The sequence below is a fragment of the Stenotrophomonas sp. GD04145 genome, from assembly GCF_029835135.1.
GTDB classification, from domain to species: domain Bacteria; phylum Pseudomonadota; class Gammaproteobacteria; order Xanthomonadales; family Xanthomonadaceae; genus Stenotrophomonas; species Stenotrophomonas maltophilia_P.
In genome coordinates this window covers 141,430-157,331 of the sequence record NZ_JAODZG010000004.1, presented here as the reverse complement: position 1 = coordinate 157,331, position 15,902 = coordinate 141,430, and the positions used below count along the sequence as shown (strand labels likewise).

General features: G+C 66.3%; 16 protein-coding genes, 5 tRNA genes and 1 riboswitch. Of the genes, 15 read left to right on the top strand and 6 right to left on the bottom strand.

Going from position 1 to position 15,902, the window contains the following annotated elements; translation table 11 throughout:
- The first annotated feature begins 10 nt into the window (after positions 1–10).
- The 12 genes from kdsB to N7367_RS03920 all read left to right on the top strand — a co-directional run bounded on the left by kdsB (position 11) and on the right by N7367_RS03920 (position 10,040).
- Positions 11–784 (top strand): 3-deoxy-manno-octulosonate cytidylyltransferase, encoded by a 774-nt coding sequence (gene kdsB / locus N7367_RS03975; protein ID WP_053519962.1) that lies wholly within the window; start codon positions 11–13, stop codon positions 782–784.
- Positions 781–1,269 carry a low molecular weight protein-tyrosine-phosphatase gene (locus tag N7367_RS03970; protein ID WP_111186051.1) on the top strand — a complete coding sequence of 163 codons (489 nt, stop codon included), beginning with the start codon at positions 781–783 and terminating at the stop codon, positions 1,267–1,269. The genes kdsB and N7367_RS03970 overlap by 4 nt, the downstream gene beginning before the upstream one ends.
- Positions 1,266–2,678: a hypothetical protein gene (locus N7367_RS03965; protein WP_279941777.1), complete on the top strand. Its 1,413-nt coding sequence runs from the start codon at positions 1,266–1,268 to the stop codon at positions 2,676–2,678. Before N7367_RS03970 ends, N7367_RS03965 begins: the two co-directional genes overlap by 4 nt.
- Entirely contained in the window at positions 2,675–4,519 is a 1,845-nt protein-coding gene (gene uvrC / locus N7367_RS03960) for an excinuclease ABC subunit UvrC (protein ID WP_128990399.1), read from the top strand. Before N7367_RS03965 ends, uvrC begins: the two co-directional genes overlap by 4 nt.
- Positions 4,520–4,537: 18 nt before the next feature.
- On the top strand, positions 4,538–5,167 hold the full coding sequence (gene pgsA, locus N7367_RS03955; RefSeq protein ID WP_053519958.1) for a CDP-diacylglycerol--glycerol-3-phosphate 3-phosphatidyltransferase: 630 nt from the start codon (positions 4,538–4,540) through the stop codon (positions 5,165–5,167).
- Positions 5,168–5,280: 113 nt separating this feature from the next.
- Positions 5,281–5,356, top strand: a tRNA-Gly gene (locus N7367_RS03950).
- Positions 5,357–5,534: 178 nt separating this feature from the next.
- Positions 5,535–5,610, top strand: a tRNA-Gly gene (locus N7367_RS03945).
- A 155-nt stretch (positions 5,611–5,765) separates the two neighbouring features.
- Positions 5,766–9,077, top strand: coding sequence for a hypothetical protein (locus N7367_RS03940; protein ID WP_279941774.1), 3,312 nt, complete (start codon positions 5,766–5,768; stop codon positions 9,075–9,077).
- A 55-nt stretch (positions 9,078–9,132) separates the two neighbouring features.
- A tRNA-Gly gene (locus N7367_RS03935) sits at positions 9,133–9,208 on the top strand.
- 155 nt (positions 9,209–9,363) lie between these two features.
- Positions 9,364–9,439: transfer RNA gene (locus N7367_RS03930), tRNA-Gly, on the top strand.
- Between the two features lie 67 nt (positions 9,440–9,506).
- A tRNA-Cys gene (locus N7367_RS03925) sits at positions 9,507–9,580 on the top strand.
- Positions 9,581–9,770: 190 nt separating this feature from the next.
- On the top strand, positions 9,771–10,040 hold the full coding sequence (locus N7367_RS03920; protein WP_053520307.1) for a hypothetical protein: 270 nt from the start codon (positions 9,771–9,773) through the stop codon (positions 10,038–10,040).
- Here the strand turns inward: N7367_RS03920 and N7367_RS03915 are convergent.
- A complete protein-coding gene (locus tag N7367_RS03915; protein WP_279941772.1) occupies positions 10,037–11,116 on the bottom strand; it encodes a hypothetical protein in 1,080 nt (359 codons plus the stop codon). The genes N7367_RS03920 and N7367_RS03915 overlap by 4 nt on opposite strands.
- Before the next feature lie 73 nt (positions 11,117–11,189).
- The gene (locus N7367_RS03910) at positions 11,190–11,684 is read right to left on the bottom strand and encodes a DUF6265 family protein (RefSeq protein WP_279941771.1); all 495 of its coding nucleotides are present in this window, start codon (positions 11,682–11,684) and stop codon (positions 11,190–11,192) included.
- Positions 11,685–11,817: 133 nt separating this feature from the next.
- Between N7367_RS03910 and N7367_RS03905 the strand changes: the two genes are divergently transcribed.
- Positions 11,818–12,651 (top strand): AraC family transcriptional regulator, encoded by an 834-nt coding sequence (locus N7367_RS03905; protein ID WP_279941770.1) that lies wholly within the window; start codon positions 11,818–11,820, stop codon positions 12,649–12,651.
- Between the two features lie 4 nt (positions 12,652–12,655).
- On the opposite strand, the gene crcB is transcribed toward N7367_RS03905, so the two are convergent.
- Entirely contained in the window at positions 12,656–13,048 is a 393-nt protein-coding gene (gene crcB, locus N7367_RS03900) for a fluoride efflux transporter CrcB (RefSeq protein ID WP_053520303.1), read from the bottom strand.
- Positions 13,049–13,129: 81 nt separating this feature from the next.
- Positions 13,130–13,193: riboswitch (Fluoride riboswitch) on the bottom strand.
- Positions 13,194–13,215: 22 nt separating this feature from the next.
- The gene (locus N7367_RS03895) at positions 13,216–13,617 is read right to left on the bottom strand and encodes a hypothetical protein (RefSeq protein WP_053520302.1); all 402 of its coding nucleotides are present in this window, start codon (positions 13,615–13,617) and stop codon (positions 13,216–13,218) included.
- A 111-nt stretch (positions 13,618–13,728) separates the two neighbouring features.
- On the opposite strand from N7367_RS03895, the gene N7367_RS03890 reads away from it, so the two are divergent.
- The gene (locus tag N7367_RS03890; protein ID WP_053520301.1) at positions 13,729–13,938 is read left to right on the top strand and encodes a hypothetical protein; all 210 of its coding nucleotides are present in this window, start codon (positions 13,729–13,731) and stop codon (positions 13,936–13,938) included.
- Between the two features lie 349 nt (positions 13,939–14,287).
- Positions 14,288–14,524: a hypothetical protein gene (locus N7367_RS03885; RefSeq protein ID WP_019337197.1), complete on the top strand. Its 237-nt coding sequence runs from the start codon at positions 14,288–14,290 to the stop codon at positions 14,522–14,524.
- A gap of 1 nt (position 14,525) precedes the next feature.
- On the opposite strand, the gene N7367_RS03880 is transcribed toward N7367_RS03885, so the two are convergent.
- Together N7367_RS03880 and N7367_RS03875 are read right to left on the bottom strand one after the other, a co-directional pair.
- Complete coding sequence (locus N7367_RS03880) at positions 14,526–15,572, bottom strand: 4Fe-4S dicluster domain-containing protein (RefSeq protein WP_279941768.1); 1,047 nt, start codon at positions 15,570–15,572, stop codon at positions 14,526–14,528.
- Entirely contained in the window at positions 15,569–15,856 is a 288-nt protein-coding gene (locus N7367_RS03875; protein WP_053520310.1) for a hypothetical protein, read from the bottom strand. The genes N7367_RS03880 and N7367_RS03875 overlap by 4 nt, the downstream gene beginning before the upstream one ends.
- Positions 15,857–15,902 lie beyond the last annotated feature (46 nt).

Here is a 15,902-nt window from a genome sequence, read left to right as displayed (position 1 = left end):
TACCGCCCGCATGACTGAATTCGTCGTTGCCATCCCCGCCCGCTATGCCGCCTCGCGGCTGCCGGGCAAGCCACTGCGCCTGCTCGGCGGCGAGCCGCTGGTGCTGCACGTGGCGCGCCGTGCGTTGTTGGCTGGCGCTCGCGAGGTATGGGTGGCCACCGACGATCAGCGGATCGCCGACGCACTGGCCGGCCTGGGCGAAGTGAAGGTGGCGATGACCGCCGCATCGCATGCATCCGGCACGGATCGCCTGGCCGAGTGCGCGCGCATCGCCGGCTGGGACGACGACACCGTGGTGGTGAACCTGCAGGGCGATGAGCCGTTCGCGCCGGCGGCCGGCATCCGCGCCGTGGCCGAGGCGCTGGTCGATGGCGCGGCGCCGATGTCGACCCTGGCTACGACGGTTGAGGACGCCGAGACCTTGTTCGATCCGAACGTGGTCAAGCTGGTGCGCAATGTGCGCAACGAGGCGCTGTACTTCAGCCGCGCCCCGATCGCCTGGCACCGGGACGGTTTCGCACGCAGTCGCGAGGCCCTGCCTGAAGGCCACCAGTGGCTTCGTCACATCGGCATCTACGGTTATCGCGCCGGCTTCCTGCAGCAGGTCGCGGCGATGCCGCCGGGCCGGCTGGAGCAGATCGAAGCGCTGGAGCAGCTGCGCGTGCTGGAAGCCGGCTTCCCGATCAGCGTCGCCATCTCGCCTGAAGCGTTTCCGCCTGGCATCGACACCCCGGAGGACCTGGAGCGGGCCGAGGCGGTGCTGCGGGCCATGACCCCGCAATGAAGCTGCTGGTCGTCTGCCTGGGCAACATCTGCCGCTCGCCGATGGCCGAGGGGGCATTGCGCGCGCGCCTGGAGGCATCCCCATTGGCCGGCCGTGTGCAGGTCGATTCGGCCGGCACCGGCGACTGGCATGTGGGCGAGCCGCCGGACCGGCGGGCGATCGCCTGCGCAGCCGGCCATGGCGTTGACATCAGCGGGCTGCGTGCCCGCCAGCTGCGCGCCGATGACTTCCAGCGCTTCGACTGGATTCTCTGCGCCGATGAGGCCAACCTGCGTGATGCCGGGCGGCTGGCCACCGCGCAGGAGCGCCAGCGCCTGGCCCTGTACCTGCCATGGTCAGGCGGGCAGGGCGCGGCCGCCATTCCGGATCCGTATACCGGTGGCAGCGATCATTTCGAGCAGGTCTGGGCCCTGGTTGACCAAGCGGCAGAACGTGCGGTGGCACGACTGTTGCATGACGTCGACTCCGGCATAATCAGGGCATGAACGCCCAGCCTGTCCCGGACCTGCCCGAGTTCGCCACCTGGCTCAACGCCACCCCCTGCACCCTGGCGGAACTGCGCGGCCGGCCGGTCGCGCTGCTGTTCGTCAACGCTGCCTCTGCCTGGAGCGCACAACGCCTGGCCGAGTTCGGCCAATGGCTGTCGCGCCATCCGGGCAAGCTGCAGCCGCTGGTGCTGCAGGTGCCGCGCTTCGACTTCGAGCGCGACGCCGATGCCGCGTTGAAACTGCTGCGCCGCCAGGGCCTGACCGCCCCGGTACTGCTGGATGCGGATTGGGACGGCTGGCGCCGTTTCGGTGTCACCGCGTGGCCGACCCTGATCCTTCTCGACGCGCAGGGACGCGAGCGGCAGCGGCTGGTCGGGCAGGGCGCTGCCGGCGAGCTCGAGCGCGCGCTGAACGCACTGTGCGAGGGTGCACCCTCGGCCCCGCCGCGCGGTGGCAACGAGCTGCACCCCGAGCCGCGGCATGCGTTGCGCTTTCCGCTGGGCCTGGCGGTCAGCACCGAGCGCCTGTACATCGCTGATAGCGGCCATCACCGCATTCTCGAATGCAGCCACGGCGGCCGCGTGCTTCGTCAGTTCGGGCTGGGGACCGCGGATTTCATGGATGGCAATCTGGCCGAGGCCGCCTTCCACAGGCCGCAGGCACTGGTGCTCGAGCGCGACGCCCTGTACGTCGCCGACACCGGCAACCACGCCATCCGCCGGATCAACCTGTTGACCGGTCTGGTCGACACCCTGTGCGGCAATGGACGCCCGGGCGCGCCGGTGGAAGGGCCTGTCGCCCAGCCGCGACAGGTGCCGCTGGATCATCCGGTCGGCCTCGCCATCGCCGACAACCAGCTGCATATCGCCATGGCGGGTGACAACCGGATCTGGAGCTACCACCTCGGCCAGCGCAGCCTGCAATGGCGCGCAGGCAGTGGCGCGATCGACGAGCGTGACGGCAGTGGGCATCTGGCTGCCTTCGCGCAACCCACCGCGCTTGCCGTAGTACAACAGGTCCTGTACGTGGCCGATGCGCTGGGGTCTTCGATCCGCGCGCTGCAGCTGCGTGGGGATCTGGTGCAGACGCTGCTCGGGCAGGGCACATGGCGCTTCGGCGAAGCCGACGGCCCGCGTGCCCAGGCCAGCCTGCAGTTCCCGCAGGCGATTGCGTTGAGTCCGGGCGCACCGCTGCTGTGGATTGCCGATACCGGCAACGGTCGCCTGCGCACGCTGCGCCTGGGCGGCGGCGAACTGACCACGCAACCGTTGCCACGGCGCCTGCATGGCCCGGCCGGCCTGGCCGTGGGCGCGGGCGCGGTGTGGATCGCCGAGACCGACGCGCACGCCGTGCTGCGTTTCGACCCGGACAGTGGCGTACTCAGCGAAGTACCGATCAGCGAATGACCGACGTTCCCGTCCCGGCCTTCGACGGCAAGGCCTTCGCGGCCCAACTCAGTACCGCCCCCGGGGTGTACCGCATGTACGCCGCCGACGACACCCTGCTGTACGTCGGCAAGGCACGCGCGCTTCGCAACCGGGTGGGCAGCTATTTCAATGGCAGCCCGAAGAACGCGCGGATCATGTCGATGATCTCGCAGATCACGCGGATGGATGTGACTGTCACGCGCTCGGAGGCCGAGGCGCTGCTGCTGGAAAACCAGCTGATCAAGTCGCTGGCACCGCGCTACAACGTCTCCCTGCGCGACGACAAGACCTACCCGCACGTGCTGCTGACCCGCGAGGAATGGCCGCGCATCGCCCTGCACCGGGGGCCGCGTGCGATCCCCGGCCGCTATTTCGGGCCGTATCCGGGTGTCACCGCGGTGCGCGAGACGCTGAACCTGATGCACAAGCTGTTCAAGTTGCGCAGCTGTGAGGACAGCGTGTTCCGCAACCGCTCCCGGCCGTGCCTGCAGTACCAGATCGGCCGCTGCAGTGCCCCGTGCGTCGAGCTGGTGCCGGCAGGCGAGTATGCCGAGTCGGTGCGCCGCGCGGCGCTGTTCCTGGAAGGCAAGAGCGATGAGCTGACCCGTGAACTGGGTGAGCAGATGCAGGCCGCCAGTGAAGCGCTGGAGTTCGAGCAGGCCGCGCGCCTGCGTGATCTGATTTCGTCGCTGCGCAGCATGCAGACCCGCCAGTACGTCGATGGCCGCGCCGCCGACCTGGACGTGCTGGCCGTGGCCATGCAGGGATCGCAGGCCTGCGTGCTGCTGCTGGCATTCCGCGATGGGCGCAACCTGGGCACCCGCCCGTTCTTCCCCCGCACCAATGGCGAGGACAGCCCGCAGGAAGTGCTGGCGGCGTTCGTCTCCCAGTACTACATCGAGTTCGAGCCACCGCGCGAGATCCTGCTGGATCGCGAGATTCCGGATGCCGATCTGCTGATGGCCGCGCTGTCTGCTTCGGCCGAGCGCAAGGTGCAGCTGAAGTGGAGCGTGCGTGGCGAGCGCGCCGGTTATGTGGAGCTGGCCAGCCGCAACGCGCAGCTGACGCTGGCCACCGAGCTCAACAGCCGCAACGCGCAACACGTACGCAGCGAAGCCCTGCGCGAGATGCTGGGCCTGGCCGAGCCGGTCAAGCGCGTGGAGTGCTTCGACATCAGCCACACGCTGGGTGAGGCGACCGTGGCGTCCTGCGTGGTTTTCGATGCGGCCGGTCCGGTGCGTGCCCAATATCGCCGCTACAACATCAGCGGCATCGAGCCGGGCGACGACTATGCCGCCATGCGTCAGGCCATCGATCGTCGCTTCCGCCGTGCCGTGGAAGAGCAGGGCGTACTGCCCGACGTGCTGCTGATCGACGGTGGCGCCGGCCAGCTGGCGCAGGCGCAGGCTGCGCTGGCCGACCTGGGCGTGGAGGGCGTATTGCTGGTGGGCGTGGCCAAGGGCGTGGAGCGCCGCGCCGGTCATGAGGCGCTGGTCATGCCCGACGGCCGCGAGCTGCGCCCCGGTGCCGCCAACCCCGCTCTGCAGTTCATCCAGCAGGTGCGCGACGAGGCGCACCGCTTCGCCATCACCGGTCACCGCGGCCGCCGGCAGAAGGCGCGCATGACCAGCCGGCTGGAAGACATTCCGGGCATCGGCCCGCGTCGTCGCGCCAGCCTGCTGAAGCATTTCGGTGGGCTGGTCGGCCTGAAGGCAGCCGGTGAAGCGGAGATCGCCAAGGTGGAAGGCATCAATGATGCCCTCGCGGCCCGTATCTACGCTAACCTGCACGGGTTGGCCACGCCCGATGCGGCCGATTAGAGAGAGAAGCGCGCAAGCATGAAGTTGACCCTGCCCACCTGGCTGACGCTGTTGCGGATCGTGATGATCCCGGTGCTGGTGCTGGTGTTCTACCTGCCCTACACCTGGACCAACTTCGCTTCGGCGGCGATCTTCGGCTTGGCCGCGATCACCGATTGGCTCGATGGCTGGATCGCCCGCCGCTATCAGTTGGAATCGGCGTTCGGCGCCTTTCTCGACCCGGTGGCGGACAAGTTGATGGTGGCGGTGGCGCTGTTCCTGATCGTGCAGGGGCATCCGACGCCGTGGATGGCGTTCTGGGCCGCCGTCATCGTTGGCCGCGAAATCGCGGTCTCGGCATTGCGCGAATGGATGGCCGAGCTTGGCCAGCGTGCCAAAGTGCGGGTGGCGATGATCGGCAAGGTGAAGACAACGGCGCAGATGGTCGCGCTGCTGTGCCTGCTGTACTCCGTGGCGCCCAGCGTGGCGGTCGAGGACATCTGGATGGGCTGGCCGATCTTCCACATCGGTGACTGGACGCTGGCCATCGCGGCGGTGCTGACGCTGTGGTCCGGCCTGCAGTATCTGCACGCGGCCTGGCCGAGCCTGCGCGAGGACGAGCGTGCCGCACGCGAGCGCTCACGACAGAAGAAGCTGGGCAACGGTTGACCCGCGGCAGACCGGATGCCCATCCGGGTGCGAAGCGCGCTGGTTGCTGGATGCGCGCGGTTGAAAAAAGGCCTTGACGCCCCTTCCAGAATGGGTAGAATTTCGCCTCCCAAGCGGGAATAGCTCAGTTGGTAGAGCGCAACCTTGCCAAGGTTGAGGTCGCGAGTTCGAGTCTCGTTTCCCGCTCCAGATTCTGAAAGAGAGGCCTCTGGCCTCTCTTTTTTTATGTCGTGCCGGCCCTGGATTGCCAGGCTTTCCGCTCATCCGAACCTGAACGGAAAACGGGAATCGCCGACAAGATTTCTGTTGACGCATTGCTGCAATCTCGACACAATAGCGCTCCTTCGACGCAGGTCGAACGGAATCTGCGGGAATAGCTCAGTTGGTAGAGCGCAACCTTGCCAAGGTTGAGGTCGCGAGTTCGAGTCTCGTTTCCCGCTCCAGATTCAAGAAAGAACGCTCCCGCAAGGGGGCGTTTTTCGTTTCGGGTCAGGCCGGACGCTCCTGCCCGCCATTGCGGACCGGGCCGAATGGATATCATCCGCTGTAGTCGTCGGGGTGACGCAGGGAGCGGGGCAAGGGCTGGCAGATGGAGGCTGTGCACGAAACCAGGCAGCACGGTGGGCAGACCGCCTACCGGGCGTACCGTGATCGGATGCTGGAGCGTTGCCGGGGACGATCCGCGGGTGCGTTCCACGACGACATCGACGATGAGCGGACGGATGACCGGCCCGAAGCACCGCGCAACCGCATCCGCAGCTTCCGCATCGCAGTGGCCGATGCGCTGCGCGGGCAGGACTCGACTGTGGTCAACGAGAAAGACATGGCGCGCCGTGCGCTGGGCATTCCGGCGGACATCGCGCTGCATCCCGGCAAGGGCCGCGGGTGGCCGCTTCTGGTGCAGGTGTTCATGCCGTTCCCATGGGTGCTCAGGTACGTGCGACATGCGCTGTCGCGGATCCGGACGTTCGAGGGCCGCCAGTACGTGTACTGCCAGTTCCACGCACGGCTGTTCCTGCATGCGGAAGCACGCATGTACAGCCGCAGCCTGGACATCGCCCTGCGCCGCTTCGAAGCCACGTCGTGGGAAGAACTGCGGGCGCTGCAGCTGCGGGATGCCGGCTGGCTCATCGCTGCCCATCGCCTGGGCCTCCGTCGGCTGACGGACCTCGACCGGTGTGCTGGACGGTCTGAAGCGCCTGGATGGTTTGCGCGGTGGATGGTGGATGAAGGCATCATCCAGCACAAGGAAGAGCTGCAGTGGCTGCAGTCCGCGCACACCGCGCACAGGACATGGAGCGTCGGCTGGCGGCCGCGGCGAACGCTGCGCGAGCCGGTGCGTTCCGTTGTACGCCAGCTGAGGCGCGCGGGCGTGGCGCGGCCGCACCTGGCGCGCCTTCATGATGTCGACCTGGAAGAATCTGATGCGGCGCGTCTGGCCGCGAATCTGACACTGCTGGCCGGTGCCGGCATTGCGCCGGTGCACGGGGTATTCGATTCTGCACGTGATCTGTTATGGCGCACGCCGACGAAGACGTGGGCCTGGGTGCTGGGGGCAGCCGGCGCACGCACACCTGCCGATATCCGCACGCTGCGCGGCTACCTGGGGTTTCATGCTCCACCGCCTGACTGGATCGCCCATCATCTGATCGCGTGTGGTGCAGGCCTCGATGCACTTGCCACTTGCTGTCGGTTGCTGGGCGAGCTGAGCGATGATGTCCCGGCCGAAGATGTGGAGGCCGCCATCGATCTTCTGCTGGCAGCACCTCATTGCCTCGACTTCACGCAGTTGGGGGCCTGCAGCCGGTATCTGCGACGGCCCGATCGGCTGGATCGATTCCTGCAGGTGCTGGTTCGCCATGATCTCGGTGCAGCGGGCCACGTTGTTGCGTTCCAGGCCTGCTATCGCGTCGGTGACGCCGATCGCCTGGACGCGTGGTTGACCCTCATTGCGGGGCGCACAGCGGGCATGGACGTCGATGTGCTGGTCGAATGGGTGGGTCGAATGCTTGCACAGGGGAGCCTGGACGCATTCCAGTACCTGCATTCGGCCATTGCGCCTGCTGATTTTGCAGAGCTGCGGAAGCTGGAAGTGCTGGCGTCCCTCGGTCCAGGACTGCTGCGTTACCTGGTTGAGGACAAACGCCTGGATTCGGTAAAAGCGCTGCGCGACTGGTACTTCGCTACCCGGGGCCTGCACGGGGTGACCTGGTGGGGCGGCAGCGATCCCGAACTGTGTCGGCTGCTGGCGGATGACGCCTTCCAGCGCCACAACTTCGGCTTCATGATGCAGAACCATCGATGTGTCCTGGAGGTGGTCGAACGACGGGCGCACCAGGTGATTCCGTGCCCGCAGAGAACCGTCGATGCAGATGCCATGGCGCGCTACTCCGATGCGCTGGCCACGCAGCGTCGCGAAGAGATGGCGCGCCTGCTGCCGCAGTTGCCCGCGATGCTGGAGGGAACCGGCGGACTTCTGCTCGCATCGGTCCTTCGCGCAGGCGCAATCTCGACGACAGCACTGCAGGACAGGCTGGGCCAGTTGCAGCCCGCGGTCGATCAGTTGCTGGCCGGGCAGGGAACAACGTCAGTCGAGCTGGACGAGGTGGATGCGGAGCTCATTTCGATGGTCTACCGCACGTCCGTGGATGTTGTCCGTGGCAGTTGGGCGGCGGCACGCGGATTCCAGTCGCACCTGGATGGATGGAGGCTGGAGCCGTTCCATCCGATGGCCTGGCAACGCTCGATCAGAAAACGCACAGGCGTGCTGGAGCGCAGCAGCCTGCTGGCGCTGAAACGTGCCAGCGAACATGCAACGCGGTTCCAGCACGGCGCGGATGAGGGGCCGCGAACGTTCCGTGACCTGCGATCAAAACGGCTGCGGGATCCCGCGCGGGATCCGTGGTCGGTCTCCGCCCATCTCGGCCTGCTGCTGGCTGCCGCAGGCAATGATCCAGAGATCCTCCAGTGGCGGCGCAGCACCTTCAGCGAAGTCGCCAGCATGCCGGAGGACGGTGCGCAGACCAGCGAGTACCTGGAGCAGCTGGATCGGTTGTTCAACAGCGCATTGCCGGATGCCCTCGACGAACATGCGCAGCGTTTTCTGCATAGCCTCGCTCCCGATGACGCCGCGCGGCTGCTGCAGCGGCTGCTGCCGCCATCGCCGTCCGCTCACACTGCGGTACCGGTCATGTCACTGGATCAGGCCTTCGCGCAGATGCGCAAGCACGTTCTGGATGTCTGCCTGCGCTTGGTGAAGCGCGAGAAGGGCAGGTATGGCCGCCCGGACCCATCCGGATCGTGCACGCATCTGCAGGCGATGTTGACCAAGCACCCGGCGGCGTACTTCGCCAAGCATGCCGCCAATCTATGCTCACGCGATCGCGCTGCGATGTGGCAGGAGGCGCGTCACGCCCACCTGGTCGTGTTCGATCCGAGGCAGCGACGATTGGCGGGCATGGCCATGGTGAACATCGAGGTCGTGCCGTCCCTGCACGCTTCCGGCAGCTGCCTCATCATCCGCGCGATCAATCCCATGGAAGACATGCTTGCGACGCATTGTCTCCGGTCCATCGTGGAGTCCTTCCTGGACATCGCCATCCAGATCGCAGAACGCAACGACCTGGTTGCGGTACTGATGCCCTGGCACAACGGGGCCCATCTATTATCGAACCTTCCCGGGATCGAGAAGTACCTCGAGAAGCAGTACCTGCAGAAGGCCCAGGCGGCACCTGCAGACCGGTCTGGCGAGCTGATGGCCAACAACGACCTGCGCCGCCGGCCCCGCAAGGTGCAGGCCAGATTCTCGGCATTCGAGCAGGGAATGGAGATCGTCGGGACGCTGTATGCAATCTGGCAGCGGGCCCCGGCCGATCCAGCCGCGCGTCGCACGCCATCGGAAGACGGTTGACGGCGTGAAGGAACTTCGACACAATAGCGCTCCTTCGACGCAGGTCGAAGAATCTGCGGGAATAGCTCAGTTGGTAGAGCGCAACCTTGCCAAGGTTGAGGTCGCGAGTTCGAGTCTCGTTTCCCGCTCCAGATTCTACAGGGCCCCGGTTGGGGCCTTGTTTTTCTCCCGCACTTGGCAAGGCGGGGCCCGTTGAGCCACAAGGCTTTTCGCGCAGTCAGAAAAGTGAAATCAGGTGTGAAATCGCTGGTGTGAGTTCCGGGCTTCCGGTATCATGACAGCCTATGCGGGAATAGCTCAGTTGGTAGAGCGCAACCTTGCCAAGGTTGAGGTCGCGAGTTCGAGTCTCGTTTCCCGCTCCATGTTCCGACAGGCCCCATCGCGGGGTTTTGTCATGTCAGGGGCTCCATTCCTGGCGCGCGGTACGTTGGCCTCATGGCAGAGTGGCTATGCACCGGATTGCAAATCCGTTTACAGCGGTTCGATTCCGCTTGAGGCCTCCAATTGAAAAGCCCTGACTTCGGTCAGGGCTTTTTTTTTTGCGCCGTCATTGTGCGCTGCCAAGCGTGCCTGACGTCCCAGTCTCAGCCGCCTACGACATGGGAAGGGGGTATGGTCAGTGCACAGGCCTTCGGGCGCGGCAATGGCGGGCAGGGACACGATGGCGCGTGGCGGACAGGCGGCGGATCGGCAATGAGCAAACCCACAACGGAAGTACGCTGGCTGACATTCCGGCTGATGAACGGACAATCGATCGGACCGGAGCGCCTGCGCGACGGCTGGAGCACTGCTTCGGAAACCCGCCACTGCGGGGTCCGGCGCGAGGCCATCGAGGGGGCAGGTGTGGTCTACGCGCTGTACGGGCCTGCCAACCTGGCATCGCCGCGTCGTGCCGAGATGCGCATGCGTGAGTTCCTGATGAGCAGCGGCTACACCTTCACCATGGGCACGCTGGGCGGCTAGCGCATCGCGGCAGCCTTCAGGGCCGCGACCACCTGTTCTCCGGAGAAGCCGCAGTGGCCCGTGCCTGCTGCGGGCAGTACGCGCGGGAGCGGCGTCGCACCCGCGTGCGCGGCCAGTTGCGGGTAGCGTTCCTGCATGCGCGGTGCGATGGTGGGATCGTCGTTGTTGAACTGGATCACCAGCGGCCGCTTCAGCGCGCCGGTCAATCCGAGTGTTTCGCGCACGCGCGCCTGTGCTGCGGGAACGGCAGCGATGCGCTGCACCCCTGCATTGAACGCGACGTCATCGCCGAATCCACGATAGACGACGCCGACGTTGCCGACTGGCATGCCGCCACTGCGCGTGGCCAGTTCATGCAGGACCAGGGCGTGCAGGCTGATCGTTCCGGGCAGCGCATCGGACGCGACCTGCAACTGTGTGGCCAGCAGCGCAGCGGAGTGCGGCGCGCGTTGCAGGGCGTTGACGATGCCTTGGTACAGCTCGCCCTGTGGCACCGAAGCGGCTTCGCGGGACGCCAGGCCAGCGGCAGGCAATCCCTCGGCATGCGGGAAGAAGTAGTCGAACGCCACCACGGTGGTGAGCAGTTCGCCGGCCAGCTGTTCGCCTGTCAGGTTGGCGCCGCACAGCGAAACACCGCCGGCGTAGTGGGCCGGATGCCGTTCGAGACTGGCGACGGCCACCGCGCCGCCCATCGAGAAGCCGAGCAACCAGGTGTTGCGCACGCCCTTCAATCCGGCCAGCGTGTGTTGACGCAGGCGCTCCACATCGTTGACGGCATCGGCCACTGCCCACCCCTGGCTTGCGTAGGCACTCTGTGCGACCGCGTAGCCGGCTGCCAGCAGAGGCGCGGTCGCCTCGTTGGCGGCCATCGGCGATTCGCGTGGCGTGCCCACGGGTTCGTAGCCGTGGGCCAGCATTACCAGATCTCCGTTCCACTCCGCAGGGATGTCCAGGCGCCACGGCGCACCCTGCAGCTCGCCACTGAGCATGCGTGGCGCGGCAGGCGGTGCCGCCAGCAGCGGCGTGGAAGGCAACGCCAGGGCCAGTGCCAGGGTCAGTCGGAGAAGGGCACGCATCGTGTTCATCCGGGCAGGTGATACGCCGAGCATAGAACCGGCCGCGGTGCCGTGCCCGCTGCAATGCGTCAGGTCAGGGGGCCATCACCGGCCCGCCGCAGGCGACGCGGTGCATTGGAAAATCCATGGCCTGTGCCGGATCGTCCCGTGCGATCTCGATACGTGCATGCAGGCGCTGCCCAGTGATGCGGCGATAGGTGATCCGTTGCGGGAAATCATTGGCCGGATTCTCGAAGACGACCTCGTCGGCCTCCACCCGGACGGCACTGAAATCAGTAGCGTTGCGGCCGGAGGGCAGCGCGGTGAACACCAGCCGCCCATCGTCGTGCTGGCGCAGCTGCATGAACTCGAAACCCACGGTGCGCCCGTCGCGCAGGCTGCGGCTGCTGCCGAACATCGTTCCGCCGGCCACGGTGGACCACTGCTCACCGGCTCCAGGTGGCTGCCCGTCCAGCTGCCAGCAGCCGGAGAGCCAGCCGAGCTGTTCAATGTCTGCGGTTGCAGCGGCGTGCGCATGGGCGGCGAAAAGCAGCAGAGGCAAAACGGCGCGGGCGATCCGGTTCGACATCGTGGGCTCCATGCGCGGGACGGTGGCCCCTGTATAGCGCCGCGCAGCGCCGGCGGCCAGCGCCGCACGCAATGACGCCGAATTCGATACGATCTGCGGGTTCCTCCCCCTTCTGCTTGCCCTGGAGTCCGACATGGTGGATCGCCTCGCCGTCCTGCTTGAGCGTTTCGCGGTCACTGCGTCGGTCTTCCACGCCGGTGCACTGTGCGGCATCAACAGCCTGGAAGGGGAGGACGAAGCCGGCCAGCTGCATCTGGTACGGCGTGGACCGGTGCAGGTCAGCCATGGACAACAGACCGTGCAGGTCGAGGTGCCCAGCCTGCTGCTGTACCCGAGGCCGATGCCCCACCGTTTCCAGACCGACCCGCACCTCGGCGCCGACATGGCCTGCGCCAACCTGCATTTCGAAGGCGGCCGGCTCAATCCGATCAGTGCCGCATTGCCTGATTTCATCTGCCTGCCACTGGCGGACCTGCACGGCAGCGATGCGGCGCTGGAAATGCTGTTCGAGGAGGCGTTCGAGCAGCGTTGTGGCCGTGCGGCAATGGTCAATCGTCTGTTCGAGGTGGTGATGATCCAGGTGCTGCGGCAGCTGATGGAAGGCGGTGAGATGCGCGGCGGTCTGTTTGCTGGCCTCGGTCATCCGCGCCTGCGTCTGGCATTGGTCGCGATGCACGAGGCGCCGTCGCAGGCATGGACGCTGGAAGACCTCGCCGACGTCGCAGGAATGTCGCGCAGCGTATTCGCGGCGAGCTTCCGTGAGGCGATGGGCACCACCCCCGGCCAGTACCTGCAGGGCTGGCGCGTAGGCCTGGCGCAGCAGGCCCTGCGGCAGGGCCGACCGCTGAAGCGGATTGCCGACGAGGTGGGCTACGGCAGTGAAGCGGCGCTTTCGCGTGCGTTCAAGGCGCACACCGGGCAATCGCCCCGGCAGTGGCGGGGGCAGGTGCGGACCTCGGCAGCCTGAGCGTTCAGCCCAGCGCCAGGCGGGCCAGCTTCATGCCCACGAACAGGCCGGCCAGTCCCAGTGCGATCGATCCCCCTGCATACAGCGCGGCCAGTCCGTGCTGCCCCCGTTGCAGCAGCAGGCCGATCTCCAGCGAATAGGTGGAGAAGGTGGTGTAGCCCCCCAGGATGCCCGTGGTCAGCAGCAGCCGCAGCTGCGGCGATGCGCCGTTGCGCAGGGCGAAGGCCTCGACGACCGCCCCCATCAGCAGGGCGCCGCTGATGTTGACCAGGAAGGTGGACCAGGGCCATGGACTGCCGACGGCGAACCGCGTGCCGATCAGGTTGCAGGCATGGCGCAGGCAGGCGCCGGCGCCGCCTCCCAGGAAGACCAGGACGTAATTGTTCAGTGCTTGCATTGCGGGCCTCGAGTACGTGTTCGCAGATGCGGAGGCGAACGCGATGGCGGGCACGGCCTGCCATCGACGAGCGCCAGGTTCGTCACAGCAGGAGCCATCAGCCATGCCTGGCGGTTATCGGGGGAGCCCCATCCCCATCGGTCACCATGCTACCAGCGCCGACCCGGTCAGGGCAGGGAGGTCATCACCACGCGGGCCACCCTGCTGCGGCTGACGCCATCCATCAACAGTTCGAATGCCAGCAGATCCAGTGCCGCGTGGCGCCGGTGGTCGATCTCCAGGCCCTTCTCGGCGACCAGCACGCTCACCAGTTCATAGGCATCCTGCCAGACATCCAGGTGCGCTTCGCTGGGCATGTAATAGCTGGTGCGTTCGCCGACGCCCCGCCCATGGATGCCGTACAGCAGTTCGCGTGCATCCAGCTTGGCTGCGTCGGCGATCCGGAACAGCTGTTCGGCCTTCACATGTGAGGGGCTGACGTGGTCGTTGAGCCAGTTGCTGATGGTCGCCGTCGTTGAAGCGGCGGCGCGGGCCAGATCGGCCGGGCGTGGGTGCCCGGCTTTCTTCATGGCAATGGCGAGTCGTTGGCCGAGAGTATTCATCTATGCAAGCCAGCTTAACGCGTGGAAGCGAAAGAATCCTTGCCGCAAGAATAAGTCTGGTTAACGACAGGACCGACCATGACCGATTTCTGGAGCAAACGGCAGGTGCGCACGCGCCTGGGATTCCAGACCGACGCCGAGCTGGCGCAGTTCTTTGGCATAACGCGATCCGCTGTGTCGCAATGGCCCCAGGAAGCGCCCATTCCTCCATTGCGACAGTTCATCCTCCACCAGCGCCATCCCGACCTGTTCCCTTGGGCTGAGGCCTCTGAAGACGAATCAAGCTAGGTTGCGTCTGCAAATGTCGTATTTAGCACGCTTTGCGGTATGTGTTAAGCATGCTTATCAATATAGGGAAAATTGATCGAAACCCGCGTTGCGATTGATCGCGCCACGAAGCTGCCTTGGCGACGGAGGCACCACGGCGTCGGGATCGGCCCCTTCTTTTGCCTGTGCCGATCACAGACCGTTATGTGAACGATTAATAATTTCAATCGAAAAAGTCGCCGCATGTAATTGACCTGTCGTGAAATCTGTGACTAATTGAGGTCAACCGGTCGTGAAGCCCGGGAGTCTTTCAGCACGCAAGTGAGTCGGTAGACCGTCAACGATGCAGGACAAGTCCAACGGAGGTCGTATGGAATACGGCATGCATGGCTTGGCTGAACGGGTACGCCGCGAACTGGAAGCCAGCTATCACAAACACGGATGCGGCCCTGCCTTCTGGGACACGTACCAGCAGGTGCTGGACCGCCTGGTCCCGCAGGGGACCGAGCGCACGGAAGTGACCAATGAAATGGCGCTGATCATCGAGCAGCTCGGAATCGTACGGCGTGCCCAGCTGGTGCCTCCGCACGCCAACGGGTCGCGCTGATTCAGAGCAGGTGCCAGGCGCCAGCGCTCAGCAGCACCAGCAGCAACGATGCCAGGACCACGGTCCGCGGTCGCCACCCGCGCCGCGGCTGCCCTGCCATCGTCTGCGGGCTGCAGTAGCGGATCAGTCCCGGACCGAAACCGGCCCGGGACTGTTGCTGCTCGCAGGCATCCAGGCAGGCGCCGCAGGCCAGGCAGTCGGCCTGCGGGCCCTGGCGGATGTCGAGCTGCATCGGGCAGGCGTGGAGACAGGCCGCGCAATCGGTGCAGTCGCCGAGGCGGTCGGCGCTGAAGGTGGGCATGGGGCCGGCCAGCCATGGGTGCGCGGCGCGGAACACGTAGTCCTGCGCGGAGGTCGGATCGAGCAGGCCGCGACCGCGGCCGATCACGCCGCCAAGGCCAGCGGGCCGGGGCCCGCGGGGTTCGCCGCGGCGCGCGTCATACAGCATCCGGGGGGTCTGGGGGTCGACCAGCAACGGCTGCGCGCGCGCGAAGGGGCACAGCGAACGGCAGACCTGCTCCCGCAGGAAGCCGGCGTTGCCCCATGTGGCTGCCGCGTAGAACAGCACCCAGAAGGTTTCCCAGCCACTCCAGCCGCCCTGGACACTGGCGGTGACGAGGCCGGTGATCGGGCTGAACAATCCCACGAAGGTAATGCCGGTCCATAGCGACAGCAGTAACCATGCGGCCTGCGTGGCAGGACGCGCCAAGGCGCGTGGCAGGCGTTGGGCAAGAAAGCTGTCGATCAGGCTGAAGGCGTAGCTCCACACCGTCTGCGGGCAGGCATGGCCACACCAGATGCGGCCGGCGAGGTGGGTCAACAGCGCCAGTGCCATCGCCAGCGCCAGCAGCAGGCCCAGCAGCAGGCCAACGTCGTCGGGCCACAGGGTCCAGCCGAACAGGTCGAAGCGACGTGCGTCCAGGTCCAGCAGCAGCGCCTGGTGGCCGTCCCAGCGCAACCAGGGCAGCCCAAGGAAGCCAACCAGCACACCGAGCCGCAGTGCGCCACGCCATCGCCACGGTGGGGAAGGGGGCCGTAGTGCGTTCATCCCAGAGGCAGCTCATCATCTGCGTCTGCCGGCATCGGCCGCAGCAGATATCCGGTGATCGCGCTGGACAGCGCCGTCACCGCCCAGAACATGAAGAAGCCGACCGTGTAGCCGAGTTCGCGACTGATCGCCGTGCCCGGAAAACTGATGGCCTGAAGGCGCAACGGGTCGACGAAAGCGAAGAACACCACGCTGGCCAGCCCGGCGGCGATGAAACTGGGCCAGAGGATGGCGCCCCAATGCTGGATCAGGCGCTGACGCGGGGACGAAGTGGGTGTATTCATGCGGTCGCGGGTCGGGAAGGGGGCGGCGCGTATACTCCGCCATGGC

Coding starts and splice junctions, on each gene's coding strand:
- N7367_RS03915 (WP_279941772.1), bottom strand. CDS start 11,116: ATGCGTGCCCTTCTCCGACTGACCCTGGCACTGGCCCTGGCGTTGCCT.
- kdsB (WP_053519962.1), top strand. CDS start 11: ATGACTGAATTCGTCGTTGCCATCCCCGCCCGCTATGCCGCCTCGCGG.
- N7367_RS03965 (WP_279941777.1), top strand. CDS start 1,266: ATGAACGCCCAGCCTGTCCCGGACCTGCCCGAGTTCGCCACCTGGCTC.
- N7367_RS03905 (WP_279941770.1), top strand. CDS start 11,818: ATGGTGGATCGCCTCGCCGTCCTGCTTGAGCGTTTCGCGGTCACTGCG.
- N7367_RS03920 (WP_053520307.1), top strand. CDS start 9,771: ATGAGCAAACCCACAACGGAAGTACGCTGGCTGACATTCCGGCTGATG.
- N7367_RS03880 (WP_279941768.1), bottom strand. CDS start 15,572: ATGAACGCACTACGGCCCCCTTCCCCACCGTGGCGATGGCGTGGCGCA.
- pgsA (WP_053519958.1), top strand. CDS start 4,538: ATGAAGTTGACCCTGCCCACCTGGCTGACGCTGTTGCGGATCGTGATG.
- N7367_RS03890 (WP_053520301.1), top strand. CDS start 13,729: ATGACCGATTTCTGGAGCAAACGGCAGGTGCGCACGCGCCTGGGATTC.
- uvrC (WP_128990399.1), top strand. CDS start 2,675: ATGACCGACGTTCCCGTCCCGGCCTTCGACGGCAAGGCCTTCGCGGCC.
- N7367_RS03910 (WP_279941771.1), bottom strand. CDS start 11,684: ATGTCGAACCGGATCGCCCGCGCCGTTTTGCCTCTGCTGCTTTTCGCC.
- crcB (WP_053520303.1), bottom strand. CDS start 13,048: ATGCAAGCACTGAACAATTACGTCCTGGTCTTCCTGGGAGGCGGCGCC.
- N7367_RS03970 (WP_111186051.1), top strand. CDS start 781: ATGAAGCTGCTGGTCGTCTGCCTGGGCAACATCTGCCGCTCGCCGATG.
- N7367_RS03875 (WP_053520310.1), bottom strand. CDS start 15,856: ATGAATACACCCACTTCGTCCCCGCGTCAGCGCCTGATCCAGCATTGG.
- N7367_RS03895 (WP_053520302.1), bottom strand. CDS start 13,617: ATGAAGAAAGCCGGGCACCCACGCCCGGCCGATCTGGCCCGCGCCGCC.
- N7367_RS03885 (WP_019337197.1), top strand. CDS start 14,288: ATGGAATACGGCATGCATGGCTTGGCTGAACGGGTACGCCGCGAACTG.